The organism is Euzebyella marina, from assembly GCF_003687485.1.
Lineage (GTDB): Bacteria > Bacteroidota > Bacteroidia > Flavobacteriales > Flavobacteriaceae > Euzebyella > Euzebyella marina.
Genome location: NZ_CP032050.1, coordinates 1881750 through 1908181 on the forward strand (window position 1 = coordinate 1881750; position 26432 = coordinate 1908181).

General features: G+C 44.7%; 26 protein-coding genes. 10 read left to right on the forward strand and 16 right to left on the reverse strand.

The genetic code is table 11. The features are described from left to right. Positions 1–21 precede the first annotated feature (21 nt). The 3 genes from D1013_RS07840 (at position 22) to D1013_RS07850 (ending at position 3334) form a co-directional block, all read left to right on the forward strand. Positions 22–534 (forward strand): DUF305 domain-containing protein, encoded by a 513-nt coding sequence (locus tag D1013_RS07840; RefSeq protein ID WP_240467933.1) that lies wholly within the window; start codon positions 22–24, stop codon positions 532–534. A 119-nt stretch (positions 535–653) separates the two neighbouring features. Next, positions 654–1991 carry an MBL fold metallo-hydrolase gene (locus tag D1013_RS07845; RefSeq protein ID WP_121848305.1) on the forward strand — a complete coding sequence of 446 codons (1338 nt, stop codon included), beginning with the start codon at positions 654–656 and terminating at the stop codon, positions 1989–1991. 53 nt (positions 1992–2044) lie between these two features. Next, positions 2045–3334: a PQQ-dependent sugar dehydrogenase gene (locus D1013_RS07850; protein ID WP_380084828.1), complete on the forward strand. Its 1290-nt coding sequence runs from the start codon at positions 2045–2047 to the stop codon at positions 3332–3334. A gap of 130 nt (positions 3335–3464) precedes the next feature. On the opposite strand, the gene D1013_RS07855 is transcribed toward D1013_RS07850, so the two are convergent. After that, the gene (locus D1013_RS07855) at positions 3465–4730 is read right to left on the reverse strand and encodes a thiolase family protein (protein WP_121848307.1); all 1266 of its coding nucleotides are present in this window, start codon (positions 4728–4730) and stop codon (positions 3465–3467) included. Between the two features lie 335 nt (positions 4731–5065). On the opposite strand from D1013_RS07855, the gene D1013_RS07860 reads away from it, so the two are divergent. From D1013_RS07860 to D1013_RS07885, 6 genes are all read left to right on the forward strand, one after another. Next, complete coding sequence (locus D1013_RS07860) at positions 5066–7324, forward strand: heavy metal translocating P-type ATPase (protein ID WP_121848308.1); 2259 nt, start codon at positions 5066–5068, stop codon at positions 7322–7324. A gap of 20 nt (positions 7325–7344) precedes the next feature. Continuing rightward, on the forward strand, positions 7345–7563 hold the full coding sequence (locus tag D1013_RS07865; protein ID WP_121848309.1) for a heavy-metal-associated domain-containing protein: 219 nt from the start codon (positions 7345–7347) through the stop codon (positions 7561–7563). An 82-nt stretch (positions 7564–7645) separates the two neighbouring features. Beyond that, positions 7646–8290, forward strand: a complete 645-nt coding sequence (locus D1013_RS07870; RefSeq protein ID WP_121848310.1) for a GNAT family N-acetyltransferase — start codon at positions 7646–7648, stop codon at positions 8288–8290. 85 nt (positions 8291–8375) lie between these two features. Continuing rightward, positions 8376–9158, forward strand: coding sequence for a M90 family metallopeptidase (locus D1013_RS07875; RefSeq protein ID WP_121848311.1), 783 nt, complete (start codon positions 8376–8378; stop codon positions 9156–9158). 55 nt (positions 9159–9213) lie between these two features. Beyond that, positions 9214–9699 (forward strand): phosphatase PAP2 family protein, encoded by a 486-nt coding sequence (locus tag D1013_RS07880; protein ID WP_121848312.1) that lies wholly within the window; start codon positions 9214–9216, stop codon positions 9697–9699. A gap of 279 nt (positions 9700–9978) precedes the next feature. Then, positions 9979–10467, forward strand: coding sequence for a hypothetical protein (locus D1013_RS07885; RefSeq protein ID WP_121848313.1), 489 nt, complete (start codon positions 9979–9981; stop codon positions 10465–10467). Between the two features lie 27 nt (positions 10468–10494). Here D1013_RS07885 and D1013_RS07890 read toward each other — a convergent pair whose 3' ends face one another. From D1013_RS07890 to D1013_RS07960, 15 genes are all read right to left on the reverse strand, one after another. Next, the gene (locus D1013_RS07890; RefSeq protein WP_121848314.1) at positions 10495–13851 is read right to left on the reverse strand and encodes a TraQ conjugal transfer family protein; all 3357 of its coding nucleotides are present in this window, start codon (positions 13849–13851) and stop codon (positions 10495–10497) included. Positions 13852–13862: 11 nt separating this feature from the next. Further along, positions 13863–14414 (reverse strand): conjugal transfer protein TraO, encoded by a 552-nt coding sequence (locus tag D1013_RS07895; RefSeq protein ID WP_121848315.1) that lies wholly within the window; start codon positions 14412–14414, stop codon positions 13863–13865. A 90-nt stretch (positions 14415–14504) separates the two neighbouring features. After that, positions 14505–15494, reverse strand: coding sequence for a DUF4138 domain-containing protein (locus D1013_RS07900; protein WP_121848316.1), 990 nt, complete (start codon positions 15492–15494; stop codon positions 14505–14507). After that, positions 15491–16522: a conjugative transposon protein TraM gene (traM, locus tag D1013_RS07905; protein WP_121848317.1), complete on the reverse strand. Its 1032-nt coding sequence runs from the start codon at positions 16520–16522 to the stop codon at positions 15491–15493. Before traM ends, D1013_RS07900 begins: the two co-directional genes overlap by 4 nt. 1 nt (position 16523) lies before the next feature. After that, positions 16524–17150, reverse strand: a complete 627-nt coding sequence (locus tag D1013_RS07910; RefSeq protein ID WP_121848318.1) for a hypothetical protein — start codon at positions 17148–17150, stop codon at positions 16524–16526. 7 nt (positions 17151–17157) lie between these two features. Next, entirely contained in the window at positions 17158–18063 is a 906-nt protein-coding gene (locus D1013_RS07915; RefSeq protein ID WP_162987836.1) for a TraJ family protein, read from the reverse strand. An 8-nt stretch (positions 18064–18071) separates the two neighbouring features. Then, the gene (locus D1013_RS07920; RefSeq protein ID WP_121848319.1) at positions 18072–18701 is read right to left on the reverse strand and encodes a TrbJ/VirB5 family protein; all 630 of its coding nucleotides are present in this window, start codon (positions 18699–18701) and stop codon (positions 18072–18074) included. After that, positions 18698–21304 (reverse strand): TraG family conjugative transposon ATPase, encoded by a 2607-nt coding sequence (locus tag D1013_RS07925; protein WP_121848320.1) that lies wholly within the window; start codon positions 21302–21304, stop codon positions 18698–18700. Before D1013_RS07925 ends, D1013_RS07920 begins: the two co-directional genes overlap by 4 nt. After that, positions 21289–21612 (reverse strand): DUF4133 domain-containing protein, encoded by a 324-nt coding sequence (locus D1013_RS07930; RefSeq protein ID WP_121848321.1) that lies wholly within the window; start codon positions 21610–21612, stop codon positions 21289–21291. The genes D1013_RS07925 and D1013_RS07930 overlap by 16 nt, the downstream gene beginning before the upstream one ends. Before the next feature lie 2 nt (positions 21613–21614). Next, positions 21615–21917 carry a hypothetical protein gene (locus tag D1013_RS07935; RefSeq protein WP_121848322.1) on the reverse strand — a complete coding sequence of 101 codons (303 nt, stop codon included), beginning with the start codon at positions 21915–21917 and terminating at the stop codon, positions 21615–21617. Next, a complete protein-coding gene (locus tag D1013_RS20315) occupies positions 21904–22131 on the reverse strand; it encodes a hypothetical protein (protein WP_162987837.1) in 228 nt (75 codons plus the stop codon). Before D1013_RS20315 ends, D1013_RS07935 begins: the two co-directional genes overlap by 14 nt. Positions 22132–22256: 125 nt before the next feature. Then, a complete protein-coding gene (locus tag D1013_RS07945; protein WP_121848324.1) occupies positions 22257–22718 on the reverse strand; it encodes a hypothetical protein in 462 nt (153 codons plus the stop codon). 2 nt (positions 22719–22720) lie between these two features. Next, positions 22721–23464: a ParA family protein gene (locus tag D1013_RS07950; RefSeq protein ID WP_162987838.1), complete on the reverse strand. Its 744-nt coding sequence runs from the start codon at positions 23462–23464 to the stop codon at positions 22721–22723. Positions 23465–23635: 171 nt separating this feature from the next. After that, positions 23636–24034, reverse strand: a complete 399-nt coding sequence (locus D1013_RS07955; protein ID WP_094997555.1) for a hypothetical protein — start codon at positions 24032–24034, stop codon at positions 23636–23638. Further along, positions 24034–26166, reverse strand: a complete 2133-nt coding sequence (locus D1013_RS07960; protein ID WP_162987839.1) for a type IV secretory system conjugative DNA transfer family protein — start codon at positions 26164–26166, stop codon at positions 24034–24036. The genes D1013_RS07955 and D1013_RS07960 overlap by 1 nt, the downstream gene beginning before the upstream one ends. Between D1013_RS07960 and D1013_RS20320 the strand changes: the two genes are divergently transcribed. Beyond that, positions 26153–26392 (forward strand): hypothetical protein, encoded by a 240-nt coding sequence (locus D1013_RS20320; protein WP_162987840.1) that lies wholly within the window; start codon positions 26153–26155, stop codon positions 26390–26392. The two genes, D1013_RS07960 and D1013_RS20320, sit on opposite strands and share 14 nt — an antisense overlap. The last annotated feature ends 40 nt before the right edge of the window (positions 26393–26432 follow it).

The following is a 26432-nucleotide window of genomic DNA, read 5'->3' on the forward strand; positions in this document are numbered from 1 at the left end:
AAGTATTTAAAGTTCTTCGCAATGATTGGCACCTCAATGGTCGCGATGTTCTTTTTAATGTACACGCACTCCTATCAGATTATCGATCACTTCTGGTATAGTGAAACCAGGTTCTTTATGACGTTGATCATGGGCGGGTCCATGGTTATTATCATGCTGCTGTATATGCTACAAATGTACAAAGACCGCAATAAGAATATTGCCATCCTGGCATTGGGCGTTTTGCTGATTGCAGGCGGAATATGGCTGGTCAGGAGTCAGGTTACGGTTACCGGTGTTGATTATATGGAAGGTATGATTCCCCATCATTCCATCGCTATCCTAACTAGTGAACGATCTCAAATAAAAGATATCAGGGTAAGGGAAATCGCCGATGAAATCATCAAAGCGCAGCGTCGGGAAATAATGGAAATGCAATGGTTGATTAACGATATCAAGGAAAATGGGATAGTAGAAACAGAAGAAGAAAAGGAAAAGCGTCCGCTTCCCAAATTTGAAGGATCGCTTACCGAAGAAACAACAAACCTTGACTGATACGGAAAAGTGAATGTCAGGAGGTAATAACAGTTTTTACTTTCGAAAGGAAAAAACGAAAATACAGGAGAATAAACGAAGGCATTTCGGACGTTAAATTATAAACACATAAAATTTTTATGAAAATACAGCAATTTGAATATGAACCACTTTCCCACTATTCATACGTACTGCTGAGCGAAGGGGAGATGGCGATAATCGATCCCGATCGCGACCCGATGCACTATTATAACCTTGCGCATAAAGACAATGCTAAGATCAAAGTTGTGCTATTGACCCACTCCCATGCAGACTTTGTAAGCTCACATTGGCAAATTAGCAAAGAAACAGGTGCTACGATCTATAACAGCAGCAGATTGGAAGCTGAATACCCTTTCGAAAGTTTTGATGGGAACAGTGCCATATTCGTGGGCAATACCAAACTAGAAGCCATAAATACTCCTGGGCATTCATACGATAGTATTTCCATTCTTGCCACAGATGAAAATGAGGTTGCACTTTTTACGGGGGACACCTTATTGATCGGGGATGTCGGACGCCCGGACCTGCGCGGAAATGAAGATGACAAAGAGCAAAAAAAGCAAGCACTGGCCCGTGAAATGTTCAACACAATTCGAACTAAATTCAAAAAAATACCGAATGAGGCCATTATTTACCCCGCCCACGGGGCGGGATCCCTGTGCGGCAAAAGCATGTCGGCAGATAGCAGTAGCACATTAGGTAGGGAGCGAAAGGATAACTGGGCATTTGGCCATCAAAATGAAGACGAGTTTGTCAAAGAACTCCTTGAAGACCAACCGTTCATACCGGCCTATTTCAAACATGATGTAGCTATGAACAAAAAGAAAGTTGAATCGATTGATATGGCAACCGCTAAAATCCCTATTCATCTCAACGCCGAAACCCCAAAAGATAATATCCTAATTGTTGATAGTCGTGATGAAAACGAGTTTAAACAAGGTCATTGGCCACAGAGTATCAATATTATGCAGGGTGGCGAAGCATCCTCTTTTGAAACATGGTTAGGTATTATAATCCAACCAAATGAGGAATTTCATCTGGTTGTCGATTCTCCAAAAAGTGTAAAGACCATCGCCCAGCGGGTGGCGAAGATCGGATATGAAAATCAACTCAAGGCCATAACTACCCTGCCGAAGGCAAACTTGGTCAAAAACGAACGATTGGACATCAAGCATTTTTTTCTTAACCTGGATGATTACACCATTGTCGATGTCAGAAATACGGACGAGGTAAGGGAAAAGAAAATTTTTGAGGATGCTTTGAACAAACCCCTTCACGAACTAAGGAATTCAATTCAGGATATTCCCACTGACAAACCCATTGTTGTCCATTGCGGCAGTGGATATAGAAGTGCGATCGGAAGCAGCATACTTTCAAATGGGTTGAACGACGTAAAAGTATTTGATCTTGGCGAAACTATCGAAAAATTGAAATAACCTATTTGTTACTTCTTATGTAAAAATGATGTAAGACAAAATTTTAAATGGCTATGGGAACACGTTTTTTTACAGGTTTAATCATTTCACTCCTAGTATTGGCAACTACAAATGCGCAGACCGTCGATTCGCTACCGCCGATATCGGCATCCAAGTCCTATTCCAACTATAGCAATGTCATTGGCTGGAAAAATGGAAGGACCCCAAAAGCCCCGCCAGGTTTTACCGTTACAAAATATGCTGACGGTTTCAAGAATCCAAGGTGGATGTACGTTACACCGAATGGCGATGTACTTGTGGCGCAAAGCAATTCGAATTATCCGCTTTGGAAAAAAATCGGGGCATGGTTCATCGGGGCATCAAAGTCGAAAAGCTTTAAGAACAGTGCCGACTTGATAACCTTGCTCCGCGATGTAGACAAGGATGGATCTCCCGATGAACGCGCCGTATTTCTCGAAAAGGAACTCAATCAACCCTTCGGAATGCTTGTGTTGGATGATTGGTTCTATGTGGCCAATACCAACGGATTGCTACGTTTTCCTTACAAGCCCGGCCAATCTCAACTATCGGGAAAAGCAGAAAAAATTACGACCTTGCCCGCAGGAAAGGCCAATCGACATTGGACACGCAATATAATTGCCAACAAGGACGGTTCAAAAATATACATAGCGGTCGGTAGTGGCTCAAATGTCGGGGAGAAAGGGGCCGAGGCCGAATTCATGAAGGCGGCCATTCTGGAGATCGACCCCGATGGTTCCGGATTAAGGGTCTTTGCTTCCGGATTAAGAAACGCCGTGGGTATGGATTGGAACCCCATTACCGGAGACTTGTGGACGGCGGTCAACGAACGCGACGGATTGGGCAACAACCTCGTACCAGATTATTTGACCAGTGTCCGCGAAAACGGATTTTATGGTTGGCCCTATGTGTACTATGGGCAAAATGAAGATCCAAGGGTAAAATGGGTGCCTTCGGCCCAAGTGGAGAATACACTGCTGCCCGATGTGAACGTTGGCCCCCATACGGCATCTTTGGGATTGACGTTCTACACGGGCGATTCCTTTCCTGACAAGTATCGGAACGGAGCCTTTGTCGTGCAGCATGGTTCTTGGAACAGACAGGTTTTATCAGGCTATAAAGTGGTTTTCGTGCCTTTCGAGAACGGAGAACAAACTGGAAAACCTGAAGACTTTTTAACGGGTTTTATTGTTGACGGCAAAAAAGATGAGGTCTATGGCCGACCCGTGGGTGCCGCCGTACTACTCGATGGATCGATGTTGATAACCGATGATGTGACCAATACGATCTGGAGAATCAGTTGGGACGGTAAACGCGGTATGTGAGCGATTCTCAATGGGGTTTGCCGTTAAATAAGTATTTTTATTTATGGTAGATGCACAACCTCCGGTAAATGATTTAAGAAACCTTTTGAGTATCCTTTATTTATACGCTGATATAAACCAAACATATTAGTCAGGATTCCAATAACATCACCGTTCCCAGTCCACCATCGGCACAGACACTGACCACCGCTTTCTTGCCGGGTCCCATTTGTGCCAGTTCCTTAATGGCCTGGTTAATAATTCTTGAACCAGTTGCTCCGAAAGGGTGACCAACGGCAATGCTTCCTCCATTTGGATTGAGATGGGCCCAAGGGAACGCTCCAAAGTCGAATGAAACACCCACCTTTTTAAGGTGATTTTTATCTTCAAGTAATTGAACGTTAGCAGCCACCTGTGCCCCAAATGCTTCGTGTATTTCCCATAGGTCAATTTCGTCATAACGAAGTTTATGTCTTTCCAACAATTTGGGTATGGCAAAAGTAGTGGCCATCAACAGTCCTTCTTTTTCAATATTTACGGCGGCGATTTCCCAGTCTACCAATTGAGTAGCATAGGAGTTGTCAGAAAATTTCTCTTTTGCTTTTGAACCACATACCCATAAACCTGCGGCACCATCGGTCAATAAGGAAGAATTTCCGGCAGTCAATGAACCGTTGCCCGACTCCTTATCGAATACTGGATTGAGTTTGGCCAACTGCTCCAAACTGGTATTTTCCCGAGGAATCTTATCCTCTTTAATGCCATCCAGCGGTAAAATCAAATCATCAAAAAAACCATTATTTCTTCCCCTAATATAATTTTGATGGCTGTTAAGGGCAATCTCGTCTTGCCGCCTTCTCTCTATTTGAAGGCGTTTTGTGGTAATTTCGGAATGTTCGCCCATACTCAGGCCAGTAGTTCTGTTGGTAACACTCGGGATAAACAACCGTATATCCCCAAAACTCAAATCTTTCAATTTTGAAAATTTATCCGCAAGTGTCTTGCTTTGGAACAACCTCCGCAGCCAGTCGGAAAAATTCTGGTTCAGTCCTAGTTGAACCCGACTCATACTTTCGACGCCGCCCACTAGGGCAACCTCCTCTTCGGTTATCAATCCAGCGGCTTCAATGGCTGCCATCATACTGGTACTGCAGGCCATAATAGTGGTAAACGCTGGAATACTTTGATCCAATTCTGCATCCATAAGTATCTCTCGCGCAAGGTTGCTGTAGCCAAGATTCGGCGCTACCGAACCCCAGATAAAGAGATTGGGGGAAATGGAATTCCATTTTATCATTTCTTGAACAACGGGAATCGATAATTGGAGAGCATCTTTATCTTTAAGCTCTTTATCGACTTTTGCAAATGGTGTTCTCAATCCGGCGATTAACCAAATTTCACTTTTAGAGTTTTTCATAGTAGTAATTCTATTAAGCCTTAAATTAGGAAAAAATGGTCCTATGAAAAATAATTAAAGCATAAGATTATTGTATGTAAGCAACTTTTTAATGCAACAAGTAAAGCTTTGCAGAGACTTCTACTATCGCTGGAAAGAGGGAGTACTCTTTTTACCTGTCACAGCCATTGATAAGAGTAGTCGAGGCCTGTGGTCAAGAGGCGAAAAACTTTATGTAGATTTTTGCACGATGGTCAGTTGTTTCTTCCGAGAATTCTACAACTCTTTCAGCAAATTTCGTAACACGGTTGGCGGCAACAATTCCGAACTTTGCATAAAGTAATTCAGATAAAGCTATGGAAACCACAACTGTTTTGGAGCAAAAGGATAAAACCAAGAAATCAGATATCAAAAAATCGTTTCCGGTCACGGGAATGACTTGTGCGGCCTGCGCATCAAGTGTTGAATCCATCCTGTCGCATACTGAAGGTGTCAATAATGCCATTGTTAATTTTGCGAGCAGCTCGGTACTCGTAGATTATGATGAGAACGTTACCGAAGAAAAATTGCAAAACGCTTTACGTCAGGTGGGCTATGACATTATCATAAATGCTGAAGACCCTTCGGAGGTACAAGAGGAGCTTCGGCAAAAGCATTATTATGATATAAAAAACCGTACTATCTGGTCAGCGATTCTGACCCTTCCCATTTTCATTTTGGGAATGTTTTTTATGCATTGGGAACCTGGAAAATGGATATCCTTGGTATTGACTTTTCCTGTTTTATTTTGGTTCGGTCGTAGCTTTTTCATCAATGCTTTCAAGCAGGCCAAACACGGGAAGGCGAATATGGATACCTTGGTCGCCTTGAGTACCGGAATCGCTTTTCTGTTCAGTGTTTTCAACACCCTCTTTCCTGAATTTTGGCTGAGCCGTGGTATTGAACCACACGTCTATTACGAAGCGGCCACGGTCATTATTACGTTCATTTCCCTTGGAAAATTATTGGAAGAAAGGGCCAAATCAAACACCTCTTCGGCCATTAAAAAACTGATGGGATTACAACCCAAAACACTAAAAATCATTGAGCATGGGGAAGAAAAAGAAATTCCTATTTCCTCGGTTCAAGTAGGTCAAACTATTTTAGTTCGTCCAGGAGAAAAGATTCCTGTGGATGGGGAAGTTTCCAAAGGCAGCTCGTATGTAGATGAAAGTATGATTACAGGGGAACCTGTTCCCGTGGAAAAATCAGGTGGTGGAAAAGTATTTGCGGGTACGGTAAACCAAAAAGGAAGTTTTCAATTTACCGCTGAAAAAGTAGGCGGGGAAACTTTGCTCTCCCAAATCATCAAAATGGTGCAGGAAGCACAGGGAAGTAAGGCTCCAGTTCAAAAATTGGTCGATAAGATTGCCGGTATTTTTGTTCCCATCGTATTGGGTATATCCATCATTACGTTCATCGTTTGGATGTTGGTAGGAGGCGATGATGCATTTGCGCAGGCGTTATTGACCTCTGTAGCAGTATTGGTTATCGCTTGTCCCTGTGCATTAGGATTGGCAACACCTACAGCTATAATGGTGGGTATTGGGAAAGGAGCCGAGAACAATATCCTGATAAAAGATGCCGAAAGTTTAGAACTCGGCCATAAAGTGAATGCGGTCATTCTTGATAAAACGGGTACCATTACCGAAGGAAAACCATTAGTGACGGATATTCATTGGTCTGAGAATAATAAAGACACGAAGAAATACAAACAAATTCTTTTAGCAATTGAAGCACAATCTGAACACCCTTTGGCGGAAGCGGTGGTCAACCTTTTGAAAGAAGAAGATATTGAAAAAGCTGAAATTGCTTCTTTTGAAAGTATTACAGGAAAAGGCGTTCAAGCTGAAATAAAGGACGGTTCAAAATATTATGTGGGAAACCATAAATTAATGCTTGAGAATAATATTCAAATCGATGCCTCCTTAATGCAAACAGCAGAAAGCCTCGAAGAGCAAGCAAAAACAGTCATATTTTTTGCTAATGAAAAACAAGTGCTGGCGATACTCGCCATTGCGGACAAGATTAAGGAAACTTCAAAGAAGGCCATAGCAACGCTTCAAGAAAGGGGTATCGAGGTCTATATGCTTACTGGAGATAATAATAAAACTGCAGCAGCAGTAGCACAACAAGTAGGGATAACCAACTACCAAGGAGAAGTAATGCCCTCAGAGAAAGCAGCTTTTGTTGAAAAATTACAATCGGAAGGAAAGATAGTAGCTATGGTTGGCGATGGTATCAATGATTCTCATGCTTTAGCACAAGCCAATGTAAGTATTGCAATGGGTAAAGGTTCGGACATCGCAATGGACGTGGCAAAGATGACCTTGATTACCTCAGATTTGCAAACCATTCCCAAAGCGTTGGAACTATCAAAAAAAACGGTTTTTGGTATACGTCAGAACCTGTTTTGGGCATTCATATATAATATCATTGGAATACCTATCGCGGCAGGAGTTCTGTATCCCGTAAATGGGTTCTTGTTAGACCCGATGATTGCGGGAGCAGCAATGGCATTCAGTAGTGTATCGGTTGTAGTTAATAGCCTACGGTTAAAACGAATAAGACTTTAATAATTATAAATTCAGAAACTATGAAAACTTTAAAATTTAAAACAAATATCAATTGTGGTGGTTGTGTCTCTAAAGTAACCCCATTTTTAAACAAACAAGAGGGTGTTGAAAGTTGGGAAGTGGATACCGCCAATCCTGATAAAATCTTAACCATAGAAAGCGATGGTGCTTCCGAAGAAGATGTAAAAGCTACCTTGCAGAAAATTGGGTTTAACGCGGAAAGTGTTGATGTTCGTTAATCACCAAACGCCTATAATAAATTTATATCCAATCTAAAAGATATCGTTCTGTCAGTACTGACTTAAGTCAAATGAAAAGAAAATGAAGGTAGCGGAAAAAAGCAAATTCTATAAAACGAAGTTATTGTGGCACCGAATACGCCATGGACTATTTTTATTCACCCTTAGAAATGCTCTGACCCGGATAGGATTGGACATCGCACCCTACTATTGGTATAGGGAAATAAAAAATGGAGCCGAAAAACCTGAGATTCGAGATAGCTTCAAAGACTATGAATTATGTTATATAGGTTTGGACGAGATTGGGATAATGAATAACATCATGGGGCTTACAACCAAGGAATTAGAGCAGAATTTAAGTATGGGGCAGATATGTATCGGTCTCAAGCGAGGGAAAGAGATTGCCGCCCTATTATTCGTTGATTTGCAGGATTTTGTGTTTAAAGGCCGCTCCTTCAAAATAAAAGATAAGGAAGGTTACCTTTTGAATGTTTACACGTTTCAGGCGTATAGAGGTAAGAACTTGGCTACCTACTTACGTTATCATTGCTTTGAACTTCTTGAAAACTATAGCGTAGAAGAACTTTACAGTATTGTCTCCTACTTCAATACGTCATCAATAAAAGTCAATAAAAAATTGAATGCCCAAAAGTTGAAACTCTATTTGTACATAGGATTGTTAAAAAGATACCATTGGAATTTTCTGTTGAAGGACTATTCCAAATAATCAAACCGGATAATTTGTTATTATATGGTGGTTATTCTGGGAAAAATTAAAATCAGATGATATTCCCTTATCCGCTACATCAACTATGATTTATACGATTATATTCGGATTGATATTGGCGCTTGCCGTTTATTATTTTTCCGGAATAGGAAAAAAAAAGGTAAAGCCCTTCCCAAATCATTGGCATCCGTTGCTGATGGATCATGTACTCTTTTACCGGAAACTTCCCAAAAGTGAACAGGCAGTTTTTCAACAACGAATGATGCAGTTTTTAAGCGAGGTTTCCATCGACGGAGTACAACTGGAGTTACAGGAACTGGACAAAATATTGATTGCCGCAAGTGCCGTGATTCCCGTTTTTGGTTTTGAAGAATGGCATTACACTAATTTAAGCGGTATACTTTTATATCCCGACCATTTTAATGAGGATTTAGAATTCGACAGCAAAAGACAACTGCGAAATATTGGAGGATTGGTCGGTAACGGAAGGTTCGAAAAACAGATGATTTTATCGAAAAAAGCATTGCATCACGGGTTCAAAAACACAACCGACAAAAGCAATACTGGCATACACGAGTTTGTGCATCTTATTGATAAGCTGGATGATAGTACAGATGGCATTCCAGAGCGATTGTTGGAACATCAATATACCATTCCTTGGTTGACTTTAATCCATAAGGAAATGGAAGCGATTAATGATAATCATTCTGATATCCGAAAATACGGAGGTACAAACCAAGCAGAATTCTTTGCTGTAGCTTCAGAGTATTTCTTCGAGCGACCAGATTTACTTAAAAAGAAACATCCAGAGCTGTATAAAATGCTGGTGGAATGTTTTAGGCAGGAACCAGCACTTTTAAAAAATTAACTGCAAAAAATAGTATAGTTAAGGTCCACTAACAAATAAGGTATGGCTGCTGTAAATGGCACGTATAATCAGCGTCATCAAACAGACCATCAAGAGGATAACCGGAAGGCAGAGTCCCGGCCCCGCCATCGAAAGTGGCAATCCTGGCGGAAAGTGGACACTCTTCCCCAGTATCAAGGAATATCAAACAAGAACGTGCAACTACGATGCCATGCCCTCGGGCCATGTAGCCACTTTTATGGCGACCATTACCGTTATTGCTAGTAACTACCCCGAGATAAAATGGATCAAGCCCATGGGCTATACTTTAATGGGTATCATGGCCTTTGAAAAGATGAGCAGTAAGGTGCATTGGGCCTCGGACTATCCCTTAGGTCTTTTTATCGTATATGTAGTGGGCAAGGCGGCGGCCAACCGACGAATCAAGAAAATAGATACAAACGATGCCTTGGGCTGGAAAAAATCAGAACGGATGAAAACCGAATTTACTACTGGCCACCTGGAAGGCTATCGAACTTTTGGAGTGGTTTTCACTTTTTGAAACAAATAGTATCTTCTTTTTCCTTTTCTTCCATGTGCCTGCGGAAGTTGAAAATCCTTCGCCTTCAAGCCTGACCGAGCGGGCACGCTACGCTGGCCCGCATTCGGTCGTCTTTCCGGCTACGGTTTTTAAACATCCTCGGCACCGCGCATAAAAGCATGGAGGCGCAAAAATGCGCTCCATGCATTTATCTTGCCTACGCACAATTAATTTTGAAAATTCTTGTTTAAAATATGTAATCCTTAGTGATATATTTGTAATAATTCAAGGCCAATTCCAATGAAACCAAATATTTTCATCTTTCTTGCATTCCCGATACTGCTATTTTTTTCGTGCAATAGCGACGACGACAGCGTTGCAGAATCGGATAGGAAGCAAGCTTTGTTCGGCCAGTGGGAATATGAGGCTATCGATTCCAATACCGCCGTGGATATAAATGGCGACGGTACGGTAAATATAGATTTATATAATACCAATGAAATCCGCCAATGCTTAAAGGACAACCTTACTTTTTTTAGTGATGGTCCCGCTGACGAAGGAAAAGATTCCTATACTATAAACGAAAACGGATTAAGCTGTGGTGATGTAGCAGCCTTTGCCAATGTTGAAAAAGACCAATACGAATTAATCAATAATGAAATTCTTCGTTTCGATAATAGGGATGATATGACCATCATCGAGTTTAGCCAAAACAGGTTAGTCCTAGAGCAAGACGACTTTTTAGACAATCAAGATGTTGTCATAACGTATACTTTTAAAAGAAGCTAGAAAATGGTTTGCATTACCCCCTTTTGATCATACTCTAACAATTTTCCCCGATGTCCATTCACTCCACTGGCCATTGGTATCCCTGACCCTGACCTCAAAGTCCTGATCAAGATATTTCAAACGGCTTTCTCGGGGTTCCTCTTCCAACATGAAATATCGATCCACTCCACTGCCCGTGGCTTCGTTGTAATTGAACAATCGGGTATCCCATCGGTTGGTACTCCGGTTGAATATCCTGATTTCCACCTGGTCCAGCGTAGCACCGCCATAGGCCTCCGAGCACCCGATATCAAAACAGGTATATATCCTGACTTGATAATCACAACCGTTCAATCCTCCGCAACTGACATTGTGCTTTTCCCCTTTGACCAATGCCACGGGCCTTCCTAAAGTGTCAACAAATGTGCTTCCGCTTTTGGAGTGTCCTGTTGAGTTCTCCACCTCAAAATCAATGGTAAACGTATTTGGGGTCTCAGGATAGAAAGTAAGGTTGGTACTACCGTAATTCAATGGTATTGTTTCCCCCTCATCATATCTATTTCCGCCATAAAAGAAATAACCGACACGGTTTCCATTGAAAGAAAATGTCATTTGATAGGTCACCGCCGGATCATGGGTGCCAATGGCATTGGTAATGACCGTGATGTTAAAGGGTTCTTCTTCCAAACGTTCTCCGGGAGCCTGACTAACGGTTAACTCGAACGGTTCCTCGTACCTTTCATAGTTGATATTGACATTGGCCGTTTTCTCCACATCTGATGAGGAGCGCACCGTAAAAGTGATGTTATGGTTGCCTTCGGTCGTTCCGACATACTTTCCCGAAAATGCCCCCACGGGTACATCAAAACTTTCCCCAGCGGAATAGCTTGTGCCCGCATATTCAAAAGAACCATTGTTACCATTTGCCGAAAAATACATCACGTAGGTGTCCCCACCGATTCCGATTTCGGAAATATTGAAGTTAACATCCACCTGTTCCCCGATATAGGCCTGCTGCAATGTGCCCGATGCGGTAAAGGTGTAATCCTTGGCCGCAACGTTTACCGTTATATCCACGGTTTTCTCCAATCCGGTATCGTTTCGGACCGTGAAAGCCATTCGAACGGTACTTTCATTGGTACCTTCGAGCGTCCAGTTAAAGTTGCCCGTATTGACATCATAACTGTTCCCGGGGCTTACCTCTATACCATTGTTGTCCCTGATGAGCGCATTGCCGTTCATACTGAAACGCATGGTGTAATCCGAAGACCCGACACTTTCCGAAATATTAAAATTGAGGCCAGTGGTTTCCCCTACGGTTATGTCGGATTTTTGGGTGCCCCCGGTAAAGGTAAAGTCGACCTGGTCAAAAGTGATGGTAGTGTTGGCCGTTCGGGTAACGTCCGATCCCGATTCGACACTGAGAACGATATTATGCTGTCCGGGTTCCGATCCGGTATAGGAAATATTGTTGACCCCGGCACCCAAAGGAAATTGTTCCCCCGGACCGTAAGTTATACCATTAATGGACATCGACCCGTTTTGACTAGAGGAAAAGAAAGCCGTGTAACTGTCGTTCGCTCCGTCGGGCACTTCGTCGATATTCACGATCATACCCACCGGAATGTTGGAAAACTCAGTAGCCTTGGACGGGGTCATATTGACCGTAAAGTCGTTGTTGCCAACGACAACGGTAACCTTATCTTCAAGAATCTGTCCGTTGCTGTCACGAAGCAAAAAGGTTATTTCGTAGGTTCCTGCCTGGTCCCCAACGAAATCATACGCAAAGCTTCCCGGACTTACCGAAAAATATTGGCTAGGGATTATTGGCGAATTTCCATTGTACAATTGTGCGTCACCACCTGAAATAAAGTAATTCAGTTCATAGGAAACCCCATCGTAATCCCCTTGTTCGATAAGGCTCAATGAAATCGTACCACGCTGGCCTACCAATACCTCGTTGCTATTGGCCGAGGCATTGAATTCCAGTTCAAGGGGATTGGCATCCAGATCGATCTCCACAGGTCCGACCGCTTGCCCGTAATTGTCCGTAACGAGAAAATTGATACGATGCGGGCCCAAGGTTTCCGGAGTATAAAACAATGGGAAATTACCCAAGTCGACCGGATAGTCGGTATTGTTCCGGATCGTATTTCCATTGACCCCAGTAACCCTTCCGTTTCCTTCTTCTAGGTCATAGGTCAGGAAATAATCGATATTGGATGTGTTACCGTTCGATTTAATGTTGAAATTAAGCTGTGTCCGTTGGTTTACGAATACCTGGTTGCTTTCCGAATTTCCGCTATACGTGAAGGGAATGTTGGCAATCTCGATCTCGACACTGTCCCTTTTCCTCTGGCCATTGCTGTCTCGTATATCAAAATAGATTTTGCGCTGCCCCAATTCATCGTCCTCAAAGGTATAGTTATAATTGCCGGGATCAATGCCGCGAAAAGTCCCGGGGTCCATGACCCCGCCATTTTGGTCCCGTACGGTTCCCGCGCCTTGGCTATCGGAAGAAAAGGAATGGCTAATATCATAGGTAACTTCGCTTTCCTCGTCCTGTGTCTGCAAATCAATATTGATTGCCAGGTTGGTGTCCAGCTCCACCTGTGAGGATGCCGCGGTTGCCCTGAACGTGAAATTGACATTTCCGACCGTCAGCAGCAGCTCATTCGTGAGGGATGCCCCATCGGGAGCCTTGGCCACCATGGTCAATTTGTGCTCGCCCAAGGTTTCTGGTAAGTAGCCAAATTCGGTAACGCCCTTGGGCAACTTGAAGGGGGTTCCAGCATCGTAGGTAACATCGTCCAAATGAAGCTTGCCCGAACCATCTTGCAGTTGGTAGGTAATCTCAAATTCCTCGGTCGAATCCCACTCCGGAGCTACCGTGTTCTTGTCCCGTAACAAGGTTACATTGACGGGGTTCCGGCTATTGATAATGAAATCGCCGGTACCCTTGCCCAAGAGAAAGCTGAAACTGGCGTACTTGACATTGTAGGCCAACTCCAACTCCTTTTGCAATCGGTTTGAATCCCAGGCCAATACCTTGACTTTGTGCATACCCGTATCGATGGGCATATAGCGGTAAGAAAGGTCAAAATCCTTGACGGGGATGGTATCGTTTTCGCGGATGGTATCGTTTTCCGTACCTAAATAATAGCCTTTTCCGTCAAGGATATTATATTTCATGAAATAGGAAACGGTAGAAACCATCCGATCGGGTTCCAAGCTGAAATCCGTTCTTACAGCTTCAAATACAAAGCCGTTTTCCTCGTTCGTGCCATGAAAGGTAAAATCAAAGGAATCCTGCACTATTCCTTCAAAGTCCTTGCTACAGGCAATTATAAATATCATGCATAGCGTACCTATGGCGACTATGCGTTGTGGGGTATTGAATTTCATAACGTCGCTTTTTAAAACAAAAAATACCGTAGGCCGACGCCGACATACGGATAAAAATTTCCCACGTCCGAATTGACATGGTAGTATTCGTTGGCCTTGACCAATAGCGAAAAATCGTTACTTAGGCCTATTTCCATTTCCGCACCGAGATATAGGCCGTAAATAAATTGGCTTTTGCCATTGATAAGCGCACCGGTGGGCAGTTCATTGCTTCCGTTGTTGATGACCTCGTATCCGAACAGCCCACCGCCACCAAGGAAGAGACTAAAATTTTTTCTTCGAGGCGCCATGAATACACGATAGTACAGCCCCGGCTGGATAGTGAAAATATTATAGGGAATATTTTGGGCACCCTTGTCCTCGGCAATTGCGGCCAAAACACTTATCTGAAAATATTGGAACCGATTGGGATGAAAATTAAACGTTCCCATAATACCATAACCATCCTCGACATAGCCACCGCTCACGCCGACCGAAGAAGCAAGGTTGCCCCGCATTTGGCCTGAAACGGCTGAACCCGCAAAACAAAACAACACCGTAATGAAAAATAACTTTGTTCTCATCTAATTAAAATTTAGCCAACCAGTGATGACAGCCTTTTTATTATATCGGTTGGAGTTGGTCATTATCTTATAAATGCGCATTATGGCCTTTCATAATTTAAATCCTGATGGGTTATTGATGACAAGTTGGTCTATATCCAAGGATAGGTTTCTATTGCCCTTTTCTTCATCTAGGTCCACTACGAGGGACTTTCTCCGGTCAAGGGTAAACTTATCGAAGACCACCATAAAATAGTTCTCGGAATTCCCCTCGACCTTTTTGGGAACTTTATACCTGAACAAGGGCTTGTGTTCCGTCTTGACATTGCTCGAACTATTCTTGTAGTTGGTGGCGATGCTGAACCTTATAAAATTGACATCATAGTCTATATGTTCCTTGTTCTCCAAGCGAAACTGTAGGTATATTTCGTTATTCTCATAATACACGTTCTCCAGCCAGAGAAATACATCATCGTATTTTGAAAAATATCGGATGATCTTGCCCTTGTTGAACTGGTTGTAATAACATCTCCGCCGTATATATTCCATTCGATCCAAGACATACAATTCCTGGGTAAGCGGTAAGGGTTCCCCATCTATCTCCTTTTCGGGTATAACTTCCAATGTTTCCGTAACTGTTTCGGTGGCCGCTATGGTTTCCTTTTCCTTTATGTCAGGATATGAAGCAAAGTCGGATTCATCCAATTCAGTAGCACTTTTTTTATGGGATAGCTCTTCGAGGTTATCGACCATGTCGGTGGTTATGGTCCATCGCTTCTTGGCGGGGATGTCCACCAGTTGCAGGATAAAATCATAGGCACGACCGTCACGGGTATAAATGGTATAGTTCGTAAAATCGGAGGTGTCGGGTGCCACATCGTTATAGATAAGCAAAACGATACGCTCTGAGGTTGCGGAAGCACTTTTCGTCGGAAAGGACTCCAAAAAATTCAGCCCCTTCCCATTAATGGAAAAATCATAAGGGGCGGGCAGTACCAGAATGGTCTTATAGTTCCTTGAAACCGGAATGGTGTCCATTTTCGCCATAACCGATAGAGACCCCAATAGCCCAATTATTGTAAGTACAGCTTTTATTTTCATTGTGTTGCCAGTAAGAGTTCATAGTCATCCATCAATAGGATTTTTTCTTTTTCCCGTAACCTTTTTTTTCGAAGGAAAGTCCCCAACCCTTGGGCGATGCCTTTTAAAACATCCGGTGCGCCGCTGGTAATTTCGTCGGTGGCCTCTCGCAGTGCATCGCCTCCCATTTCGGCCTTGTACTCCCTCCAGAGTTCCCTGGCCCTTTTGTTGTAGATTCCTTCCCTGCCATCGTTGAAGTCCCTGACGGAGATATCGACCGGATGGTGCTCGATATTGTCTATATCCAAATACACCCTGTTTCCCTGTATGGAAGCCATAGCGTAGATGAAGGTATTTTTGGGAAATCGTTTATCACTAAGGACCATATCTTCCATGAGCAGTAGCCTTACATTCTCATTGGGCAAGATGAACTGATCGCCATATACGGTTGCCCTAAAGAAGGTCGGCTTTTTGGTAACGGGCATCCGTTCCTGTTGGGGCCAGCGGTTGCCGGTCAAGGATTCCCCGACTATTTTCCTTTTTCCCTCCAGCAGCATTTCACGGTAGGCCAAGCGGTTCTCCACGAATTTTTGTTTCTGCTCCTCCGCGGTCATCCTGTTCTTCTTTTCCCTCTCCACGGTTTTCTTTCTATCCGGTGGGTCGGTCTCCATCGTTTCCTGGAGTTTAGTATCCAAGGATAGTCCTTCCAATCGCTTCAAGATTCTTTGGAGCGAATCGTTTTGCGAATCGTCCATTTGGGTCATGTCCGGTAAGGACGAAGATTTCCCTGCCTTTTTCTTTTCAGTTGAGTCCTTTAATTTCCAAGGCTCGGCGATAGCTTCGGATTCCAAGGTCGGAACCTTGCCGGGAAGTTCCGGATTGAAGCCATTCGTGGGGTCGGTAGTGTCGCCGAACCCCATTTGAAAATCCTTGACGTTCTCAATGACAAAAAAACTGGTCAGTACCAGAATAAAAGGTAGGGCCATAGCAAAATTTTTGTGCCTTACGACCCATCGCTTCAAACGCTTTATGTTGCCACTGAATTTCATGTTACCTACGCTCGAGATCGGAATTGTCCACGACCTCAAAGTCGATAATCTTGATTCCGTTCAGGTTGTTTGGGGTAATGCCCGCTTTTTTCAGGTGCCCCTTAGTGACCAAGTTCCTATACGTTGTGGATTTGCCTTTTTCTATGGCCTGTTTGCCGTAAAAAGTAAACGGAAACGGATAGGTTGCATAGTCGATCTGAATCGAATCAAGTTCCACAAAGTAGTGATAGTCACGCATTACCACATCATGGAAGTATTTTTTTTCGACCAAACGGGCATATAAACGGTTGCCTGACCAATCGACCATGAACAAGGCTTTTTCCTCTATGTTTCTTTTGATCAGGTCCAGATCGGGTTCCAACGAGAAAAACAGTTCATGAAAGTTTTGGACGTGACCTTCGCAAAGAATTTCGAGGTTTTCCTTGGCATCCCTAATCGGTACCATGGGGAGGCGTTGCCCCCCATGCAGCACATAGGCGTTATTGTTAGCACGCTCATGGGCCGATACCACGAAATAGATGGCAATCGCGAAGACCGCTATCATCAAGATCAGGCAGCTATAGACGAGCCTGTTGTTGTGCCTTCTACTTTGGGCGATATCATTGAATATCTCGTATTTTCCCTTCATAACCTTGTTATTGTGTAAGTGTCCTAACCGCTTTTGTGGCCCCGCCGCTCTTGGCATCGATGACCGTTTGTATTGCTTTTTTGCCGTAATGCTTGGGCTTTGAGACGATGCCACCGCCCGAAATATTGAGTCCCTGCACTACAAAGTTGGCCAGTGTAGGGGCCTTGATGTAAAAGAAGGAGGTCATCAAGACCAGGAGGGAGGAACTCAAGATCAATCCTAGGTCGTAGGCACTGTTACGCAACAAATGGTCCACGAGCGCATCGACAAGATTGACCATAAACATATCCACTACATACAACATGGGAAGCCAAAGGCAGAGACTCATGAACTTTTGCAACCATGCTTTCCAAAGGCCCGAAATGGCGGGAATGAACGAAAGCCCGATATTGATCGGCCCGAAAATGATAAGGATGAACAGGTAAATGGTGGCCAATGCCTTGATGCCCACGAAAATCAGCGTAGAGATAATATGTGCGAAGGCCGTTATGGAACCTGCCAGACCCGTAAGGGCAAAGGATTGCAGTCCATCGATATCCATGCTGAACATGTTCCATTCTACCACATTGTTGGCGGCCACATCGATTTGGGCCAGGGCCACCTTTTGCCCGATGGTATCCCAGTTTTTTTGGGTGCTGACAAACGAGGAACCGAGGTTGTTGTAGAATTCAAAGATGGCGTGTGCAAACTCGGAGTAGTTGAAAAGGATGAACATCAACGGAAACCACTTTAGGGCCTTGAACACATCGGCGCGATCATTGCCCACAAAATGCATGATGGCGAAAATGCCCAACCCGATCTTTGCCATTTGAAAACCAATGCCCAAGGTGGGCCCCAAATTCGCAAAGGCATCATCGATATATTGGTCGAATATCGTGTTGACCGTTACCCTAAAACCTGTATCCGATTGCATAACGTACATCAATTGGTCTTGATCAATGAATAGATGGCTTTGCGGTGTTCGTTTTTCTGTAAGAGGGAGGTATTGACCTTTATGATGGTTTCCAATACGCTGTCCATCTTGTCCAAGATGGAGCGTAATGCCGAAAGTCTATCGGCCGATTCGATGATTTCGCCCGTGGAGGCGATATGCGATCCTTGGGAGACCAAGGAGGTAACCTGTACCAGGGCATCGGCCAAGGTTTCGGTCGCCCTTTCCTTTTCCACCTTTTCCAGATTGGCGAAAGAGCGCAGATTTTTCTGAGTACCCTTATAGGCTTCCACGATCTTGTCCTTCAAGTCATATAGCTCGTTCATTTCTGGACTTCCCATGACATAGCTGGCGGGGGTCCTTTTTGCGGTCAGGTCCTGGCTCAGGATCTTGGAGGCACTGGAATTTGCGGTAACGTTTCGTTCCATCTGTGCCAAAAGCTTGCCCATGGTCGAGTTCAAGGTGACCAGTTGCGAATTCAGCGTGGCCACATTTTGATTGAGGATGACCAGTTGGGCATTGGCCGCCACATCGGTCACGGGAATCTGGGCGGCCCCAAAATAAGGGAGTAGCCCGATCAAAATTTTCAGGTGTACAATTTTTGGTTTTAAATACTTCATCGTTTTTTATTTTTAGGGTTATAATCGATGCCGTTCAAATTTCCCGAACCGGATTCCGCCAGTTCGTTTTGCAGCTGTTTGTAGGCGTTGGCCGTTCTTTCCCAATCACGGCCATGTTTTTCATGGAGACGGTTGATCTTCGCTTTTTCGTTGGGGTTGGTCTCGAACAGGCATTTGGTCGGCAATGAGGTTTCCAATCCGAACACCTTGACGCGGTCCTTCCAACAAATGGCCATTTCCCGTAGCTTTCGGCCCATGGGCAAATCCTTGTTAATGGATAGGATCAGTTGCTTCTGTTTCTCGTTCAGGCCCAATAACCGTTGGATCTCCCCAAAGGAATTACCGAACTCGCCGAGGTCCAGCAACACCTTGATATGGCTGTTCACCACGATGGTATTGCCGATGTACTTGGATTTGACAAAATCGCTTACCTTTTGCGAGATAAAAATGGGCTGGCCCCCATATTTCCGGGCCATTCTTGACTTGGCGTCAAAATAATTGGCCATTATCGGATTGTCGAACAGGTTCCACGCCTCGTCAACGACCAATATTTTGTTTAGGGAAAGTTTTTTGGGATCCTTCAGTTTTTTGTCGAATACATCGATCATCAAGAACGCCAGGATCGGAAAGAGCTGTTCGTTTTCGATCAGGTTTTCGAGTTTGAAGTAGACCAACCTTTCACGACCCAATTGGGCTATCCTTTTGTCCCTACTGTTCAACAGATATGCCCTGGGCCCATCGTGGGCATACTTGCCCAAGAGCAGTAAGAACAAATTGGGATCGAAGACTTCCTTTCGTATGCCCTTGGAATCCATAAGCCGCTCCAAATGCCTTTCCGAATACCCATAAAAAGTGTTGAAGGAGTAATCGGGATTATCCTTGAGGAACTGGTCCCGATAATATCCCTGTACCAACAATTCGATTATGGTCTGGATTACGGCACTGTCATGACCGTCGTCCGTTGTATTCTCCTTTCGCCCCAATAGAAGATAGACCAATGCGATGAGCTGGGTCAGCTTGTGCTCGGTAAGCACCTTTTTACCATCCTTCTCGACAACATCCCCTGAATCCAGCATAAAGGGGTTGAACGTAAAGGGATTTTTGTCGTCGTTCTCTATGACGACCCCATCCAGATGGTCCAGCAACTTGTCATAGGAATTCCCGTTCTCAAGAATCAGGATTTCCGCTCCCTCTCGATATTCGGAGAACAGATAGGCATTGGCAAAAAAGGTCTTTCCGCCACCGGATCCGGAGGCGATGAGCATGCCCCGGTTAAAGATCCAGTCCTTTGCCTCGGGATCGCGGTATAGACTTACCAATAAAGGTTTCCCCGTGGCCCTATCGACCATCCGCAGGCCGTGGGGGCCGTGCATTCTGTTTCGATATCCCCCTTCAAAATACCAAAGGCTGGCCGCCATCTCCGAGGAAAAGGGGCTGAAGAGTTCCATGCTTAACCCAATACCGTTGCCCAAGATACCCCCGAAAAAGAGGTTTTTTCGGTCCACGGTATTTTCCTTGGCATGAATACCCAGCTTTCGAAAAGCCGACCGGACGGAATTGCACATCGACCTAAAGGATTTTTTGGAGCTAGAAAGGCCCAATACGTTCAAGTGATAATAGACCAGTTCCTTATGCTCGTTGAGGATATGCTGCTGGAAATCATTGATTTGGTCCCGGTAGGTACTGTTCTTGTCCCCCTTGCGGTTGCGGGCATATTTGTCCAGACGTTTGGCCTTCGACCTAAGTTTGGCCATGGCCTTCTCCTTTTCGGGGGTATAGATATATTGGTTGACAATATGTTCCTGCGGAATCCTGAAACCCAAGGAAAACAGGTTTCCTATAGGAAAGAGGTTGTCACCGGTGCTGTATTTTCCAAAATATTCGTGAAAGGCCATATCCTCCTTGGAGAACTGGTCCAGGTTTTCCAAAGTAAAGTACTGTCCCTGTTTGTCGCCGACCCGCAGCCCGTGTTCGGAAAAGTCGATATCCCTTCCCGTACCTTCCCCGTAGCGCGCTTCCAGATAACAATCGTAATAGCCCGCTCGACCGAAAAGTCCCTCGGAATCAAGGATTTTCGAGCTCATCAGGCCCGAATCGTTGATAAGGTCGTTGACGGCACCGACCCTGGCCTCGAAATCCGCCATTGTGTCCCCGTCGAGGTATTCTTCGGGAACATAGCTTTGGCCGTAGAACCGGCGCTCCTTTTTTAAGAAGGAATTGGCCCCGATAGGCGTGCGGCCGATATAGTTTTTGGGCACTTTATGGATGGCCAGATAGCACCGGTGCTCCAAAAAGGGCCTGTCCTTGAAATAGCGTTCGTCCTCGGTCTCGAAAAAATCCCGTTCCAATCGTTGTCGGTCCATGGAATAGGTTTCCCCGAAGAAGAGGTCCTGTTTGTGCAAAAGACAGTTCTCGCCCAGGATTTCCAAGATACCCGAGACCATCCGGTTCAGGTTCAGATAATCCTTGCTGTCCAAAGTGTAGATTTCGGGAAGTTCCAATTGCAGCGGAATGCTCAGGCAACCTCGTTCCTTGGATACCAAGATCGGGGCCTCATAGCCATAAATGGGAAAGGCATCCAGAAGATTCAATCTTTTTTCCATAGCACCAGCATTTTTTTGTTGACATGGCCTTTAAGGGTATCCGGCCCCTTTCTGTCCGCTCGGGACTTGATAAAACCGTTTTCCCCATAAGCCTTTGAATAGAAAAGCATGAGTGCGATATAGAGGGCCGCGGTACAGAAGGAAAGCAAAAGGCTAAGAAAGGTCGGGATGACCGTACTGAGGAACAGTCCCACCATCAGGGACAGGAACGAGCCCTTAAAGGCTTGGTCCACATATTTAGCACGAAGCCCAAAGAAGGAAACGTCCTTTTGCAGGGCCTTTGGAATTTTGACCAGCTTGTTTTCCATGATCAGTTGGCCAAGTTTTCCCCGATCTCGATAAGGCCGTAGAAAATGACCAGCCCCACAATGGCGTTGCCCACTTTACGGGCCATATCCTGGTTCTGTTCCCTGATGATGAGAAAGGCCAGTGCCGCGATGGCCAGAAGTACACCTGCGGCAATCTTGATGATGCGGAAAATACTGTTCCCTATCTGTGCCGTACCCTGTTCCGCCTCGTTGACCTGATCGACCAGTTCGTCTATCTGGGCAAAGCCGACCGAATGGAAAGCAACAATAAGAAGTAGGGTCAGGAAGACGTTAATCGGAGTCATCCACCTCCGGTTCCGGAGGGGACTCGGAATTTTTGATAATCTTGAATTTTTCATGTTCTGGAATTAAGGATTCATTCTGAACATCTTTATCGGACGCATTGAAAATATCCAACAGCTCGGAGCTGGTTTCATTCTCATCGACACGGTTGAGTAACTGGTCCATATCTTTATCCTTTGAAGATGTGTTTTTTACAAATATATGTGATTTTTGCATATATGAATCATTTTCCTGAACATTTTTTTCGTTTTTTGATTTTTTAAGTACGACAAACACCCATAGGTACCATAATAGGCACAGGATACCGATGACGGCATAGACGATATGTTCCCACTGCCAATTCAAATCTTATCGATAATTCGTTGAAGTTCCCGAACGTTTTCTTTGTGGTAAAGCTCCAGAGCCTTCCGCATGATATCGTTGCGCGAGACCTTTTTTTCCAACTTGTAGCTGCATGCGCTGGCCAGTCGCTCATAGTCCTCAAAACAGGTCTTGCTCAACCTAAAGATAAATTGCTCCTTTTTGTCGATATAATTGTTTTGCTCCAGCAACGTCTCGAAATCCGTTACCTTCCTTTGTTCCCTATGGCTTAACTTTGCCAGGGGAAATGTACGAGGTGCCTTATGCGTTCTGCCATCTTTAAGGGTATCATCAGTTGTTTTGTTTTGTCCGACCGAACTCTTTTCAACTTTTCCGCCCGTGCCGTGCCGTTGTTCCCTAAGTCCCTCTACCTCTTTCTTGGTATCCGTATTCTCTAGAATGGCCGATTCCAGCAAGTCCTTGACGTTTACTTTTTTGCCCATTTTTAATTTTTTGAAATTTTCATGACCTCTTCCATAAATCGTTTTAGCCCCAGTTCCCCGTTCTCTTTTGTCGGGGGAATGGGAATTAGGGTATTCCGGTATCGCTCCCTGTATACGGTGCGTTCCATGACGACCTGTTCCATCATCGGCATCCCCGCTTTCGCCAAGGTTTTCCTTACCGCATTGAACTTATTGACCTTGACCAGCTCGTAGCGGTTGAAGAAAAGATTGACGGACCGCAGTACCCGATTTTCGTTCCATAGATAGTTCCGTTGCAGTGTTTTGTAGAACACCGCCGTACTGTCGATTTCCAGTTCGTCAAGGAAAAAGGGAATGAAGATATGTTCGACATACAGCAGCCCCCTTACCATTTCCTCGTTAAGGTTTCCGGGGAAATCGACGATGATAAAATCCACGGTACCATAATATTTTTTGATCAACGGTTCCAAGGTCTGGACCGTTGCCCGCTCCACGGGAAACATCGGCATTTCGGTCGAGCCTACCTGTCCAAGATCTCGGTTCCTCTTTTTGTACACCGAGTACTGGGGATTGTCCATATCGATCAATACCACTTTCTTCCGGTACAGGTGGAACAGGTTGGTGGCCAAGATGATATTCAGGGTCGTCTTGCCACAACCGCCCTTTTCCCCCGTACATGAAATTATTTTTGTTTCCATAAATATACTTTTTAAAACCATAGTATCATATGGCCATATGACACTATGAACATTTGAAACTATATCCATATATAGCATTGAATATCTATTGCATTATACGTTGCTATATAGCAATGATTATAATGCTATGGACATTGCTATACAGCAATTGAACAAAGCATAGGTAGATTGTTGCGGACAATAATGGGGATATTGAACCTAAATCTTTTTAACGGCAAGAAATTACTTCGAATGCAAAATTTACAAGGACGATTTGAAATCCTTCATGGCCTCTGAAACCCGTTCCTCCAGCTCAAGGTATTTCTCGCGAAGTCCTTCTTGATAGACCATATTTTCCCCAAGGTTACGCTTTTGCACGAACTCGTTATCGGGCAACAGGATCCAAATGGGGTTATAGCCCAAGCTGTAGAAATAGAGGATGATCTTGATTGAATTGACCATTGAGGAACCGCGCTCCACATTGGCCAAAGTTGTACGGTCCATGTTCAGGTAATCGCTTAGGTTGGTCATCGAAAACTGACTGAACCTTTTGTCCTCGACATCGTCCAATTCCACCAGTTCAAGACGTATTTCCTTTAAGCGTTCCCCGATATACCCCAAATCCTTGGAGTCCAGATTGATGATCGATTCATTGTCCATTATTCAAAATTTTCTATGGGATACGAGGAAAATTCCTCTTCAAAATTATACTCCGTCTCTTCCTGCCAAGCTGCCAAACTTTGGGACAGGGACTCATCAAGTTCCTTCCCGAAATCGTCCATGAACTTTTCCACGGCCGCCTCGGAGTTGTCGATTGATCTTGCAATTTCACCATTTATTTTCTTTTCGTCAAATATGGCACTCTTCAGCTCTTTTCCCGTAAGGGCTTTATACTCTTCTTTGACCAAGCTGTCCACTTCATTAATGATCTTGTCGAATTCGGCCTGGGCCACACGGTCCATTTCCGTACGTACCAAAAATTCCTCCACAATATAGGCCAATAACCTTTGCCAATCGGCGTCCCTAACACCCGTATTCAGCAGTTCCAGAATATCCTCCCTGAAATCGAACAGGCGAAGCTCCTTGACCACATCCTTAAAAATTCGGCGTTTGGTACCATTGGTAAATGCATTTTTGGCCGTTTCTTCCAGACGCTTTCCATAAAATTCGATGTACCCGATTTCCCTGGTAAACAGGCCCGAGACATTCTTCGGTAAATCCAGCTCCTCTATGAGCTTCATCTGTGCTTGGAAAAGTTCCCCGAAATTCTCCGGTTTGAAATCGTTGACAACGGGCAACTTGTGCTTCATGGCCCTTCGCTTGCCTTCGATGTCGGGGAGCAACTGGCCATAACATTTCTTTTCCTTGATCTGATGCTCGAAAGTATCGGCCACCAACCCTGCGAAATGTCCGGTGGACATGGATGCAATCTTGCTCCTGGGCAAGAGCTCCATCATCTGTGTACTCAGATTGGTACTTACGTCCGAACTGCTCGTGTTCTTCGAGACCTTTTCTTGATGGATCTTTCCGAAAAGCTCGCTCAACCGTTTGGCCGTCTCGCCCTTGGCCGCACCGCAGATAAGGTTCGCACAGTTGTCATAGATGACATCGGCCAGTTCCCGGCCGTAGTCCAAGATCAGCTGTCCGACGCTCTGAAGCCCCAAAATGGTGGCGATCTTGTTTTCCCTCCCGGTATCGATTATGGTCCGCAACAACATGATGAACAGGGTGGGTACCTCGTCGATAAGCAATGCCATGTGCCGCTTGCCCGGTTTGTTTACCCGTTTGAGAATGGTGTTCATGTACAGGCCCAAGGGTGCGGAGTAGACTTCCTTCCGTTCGGGATTGTTCTGTAGCGATACGATTTTGGGATACCGGGGATCGTTCACCTCAAGACTGAAGTCGTTGCCCGACATCACATAGAAAATTTCCTTGGTCGCAATACTGGAAAGGCTTATCTGGACCGTACTGGTCTGGCCAGACAGTTGTTCCATGGCCTCCTTTTCCAATGCGTCCCGAAAAGGAACCAATATTTGGCGTACCTCTACGTCCTTGGTCATGATTTCCATCAATATATCGATCTTTACGGTGGTCAGAATGGCCAAATGCCCCGGGGTACAGAGATACCTGCCCGTTTCTTCCGATTTTTTCTTGAGATACCAGATACAGCCCCCTGTATAACTGATGGCACTACGTGAAAAATAGTCCTGCCGTTTTATCCATTCGGGATTCAGGTTTTTCATAAGGGTCGTGGCCGTATCGATGGCATCCGACTGATTGACCAGCCCATAGGGATCCATGGGGTTGTTCCGGTGCGTCATCCGAAGGTCATCAAAACAGATTCGGTAGAGCTTCGGGAAAGGCATTTCGGAATCGTTCCCGTGCTTTTTTATGGCCTCCTGTAGATAACCGTACGCCTTACGGGTCAGCGTATCGAACTTAAAATCGTAGATGACCATGGCGTATTTCTTGTCGATGAACTGGGCCATGATCTCCTCGATAACGGAAAAGGATTTGCCGCTCCCCGGAGTGCCGATGACCAACAACGCCCTGAAAAGATTGACAAAATTAATCCATCCTTTCCGTTGTTTCCCATCGTGCGAATAGGTATATGGGATATTGGCGGAATATGGGGTATCTATACGCTCCCCAGTCTGCTCGAAGGTTTCCTTCGTATCGTTAAAGGGGTCATTTTTTGCCAAGTTCATGAAGTCCAAAAACTGGAACAATCGCATCCCGAAGGTCATCAATCCCAAGTAGGCCAATGAAAGAAATATCATGGAGGCCCACATCCCTAGTTCGGAAGCACCGTGGCACCACCAAGAAACGAACAGCAAGGCCAAGGACACGAGAAAGCCCGCAACACTTTTTCTGCGACCGACTTCCTCTTTTTTGACCGGACGGTACATCATAATACCGCCCATCAGAAGCCCCAGCAAGAGCAGACGGGCGACCATGCCTTGGGACGGTAGCCCGGACCGTACTAGAAAGGAATGGATGTTATCCGAGAATCCCTGATGCCCGTAATGGAATAAGTACAGGGCATATTGCTCCCGGA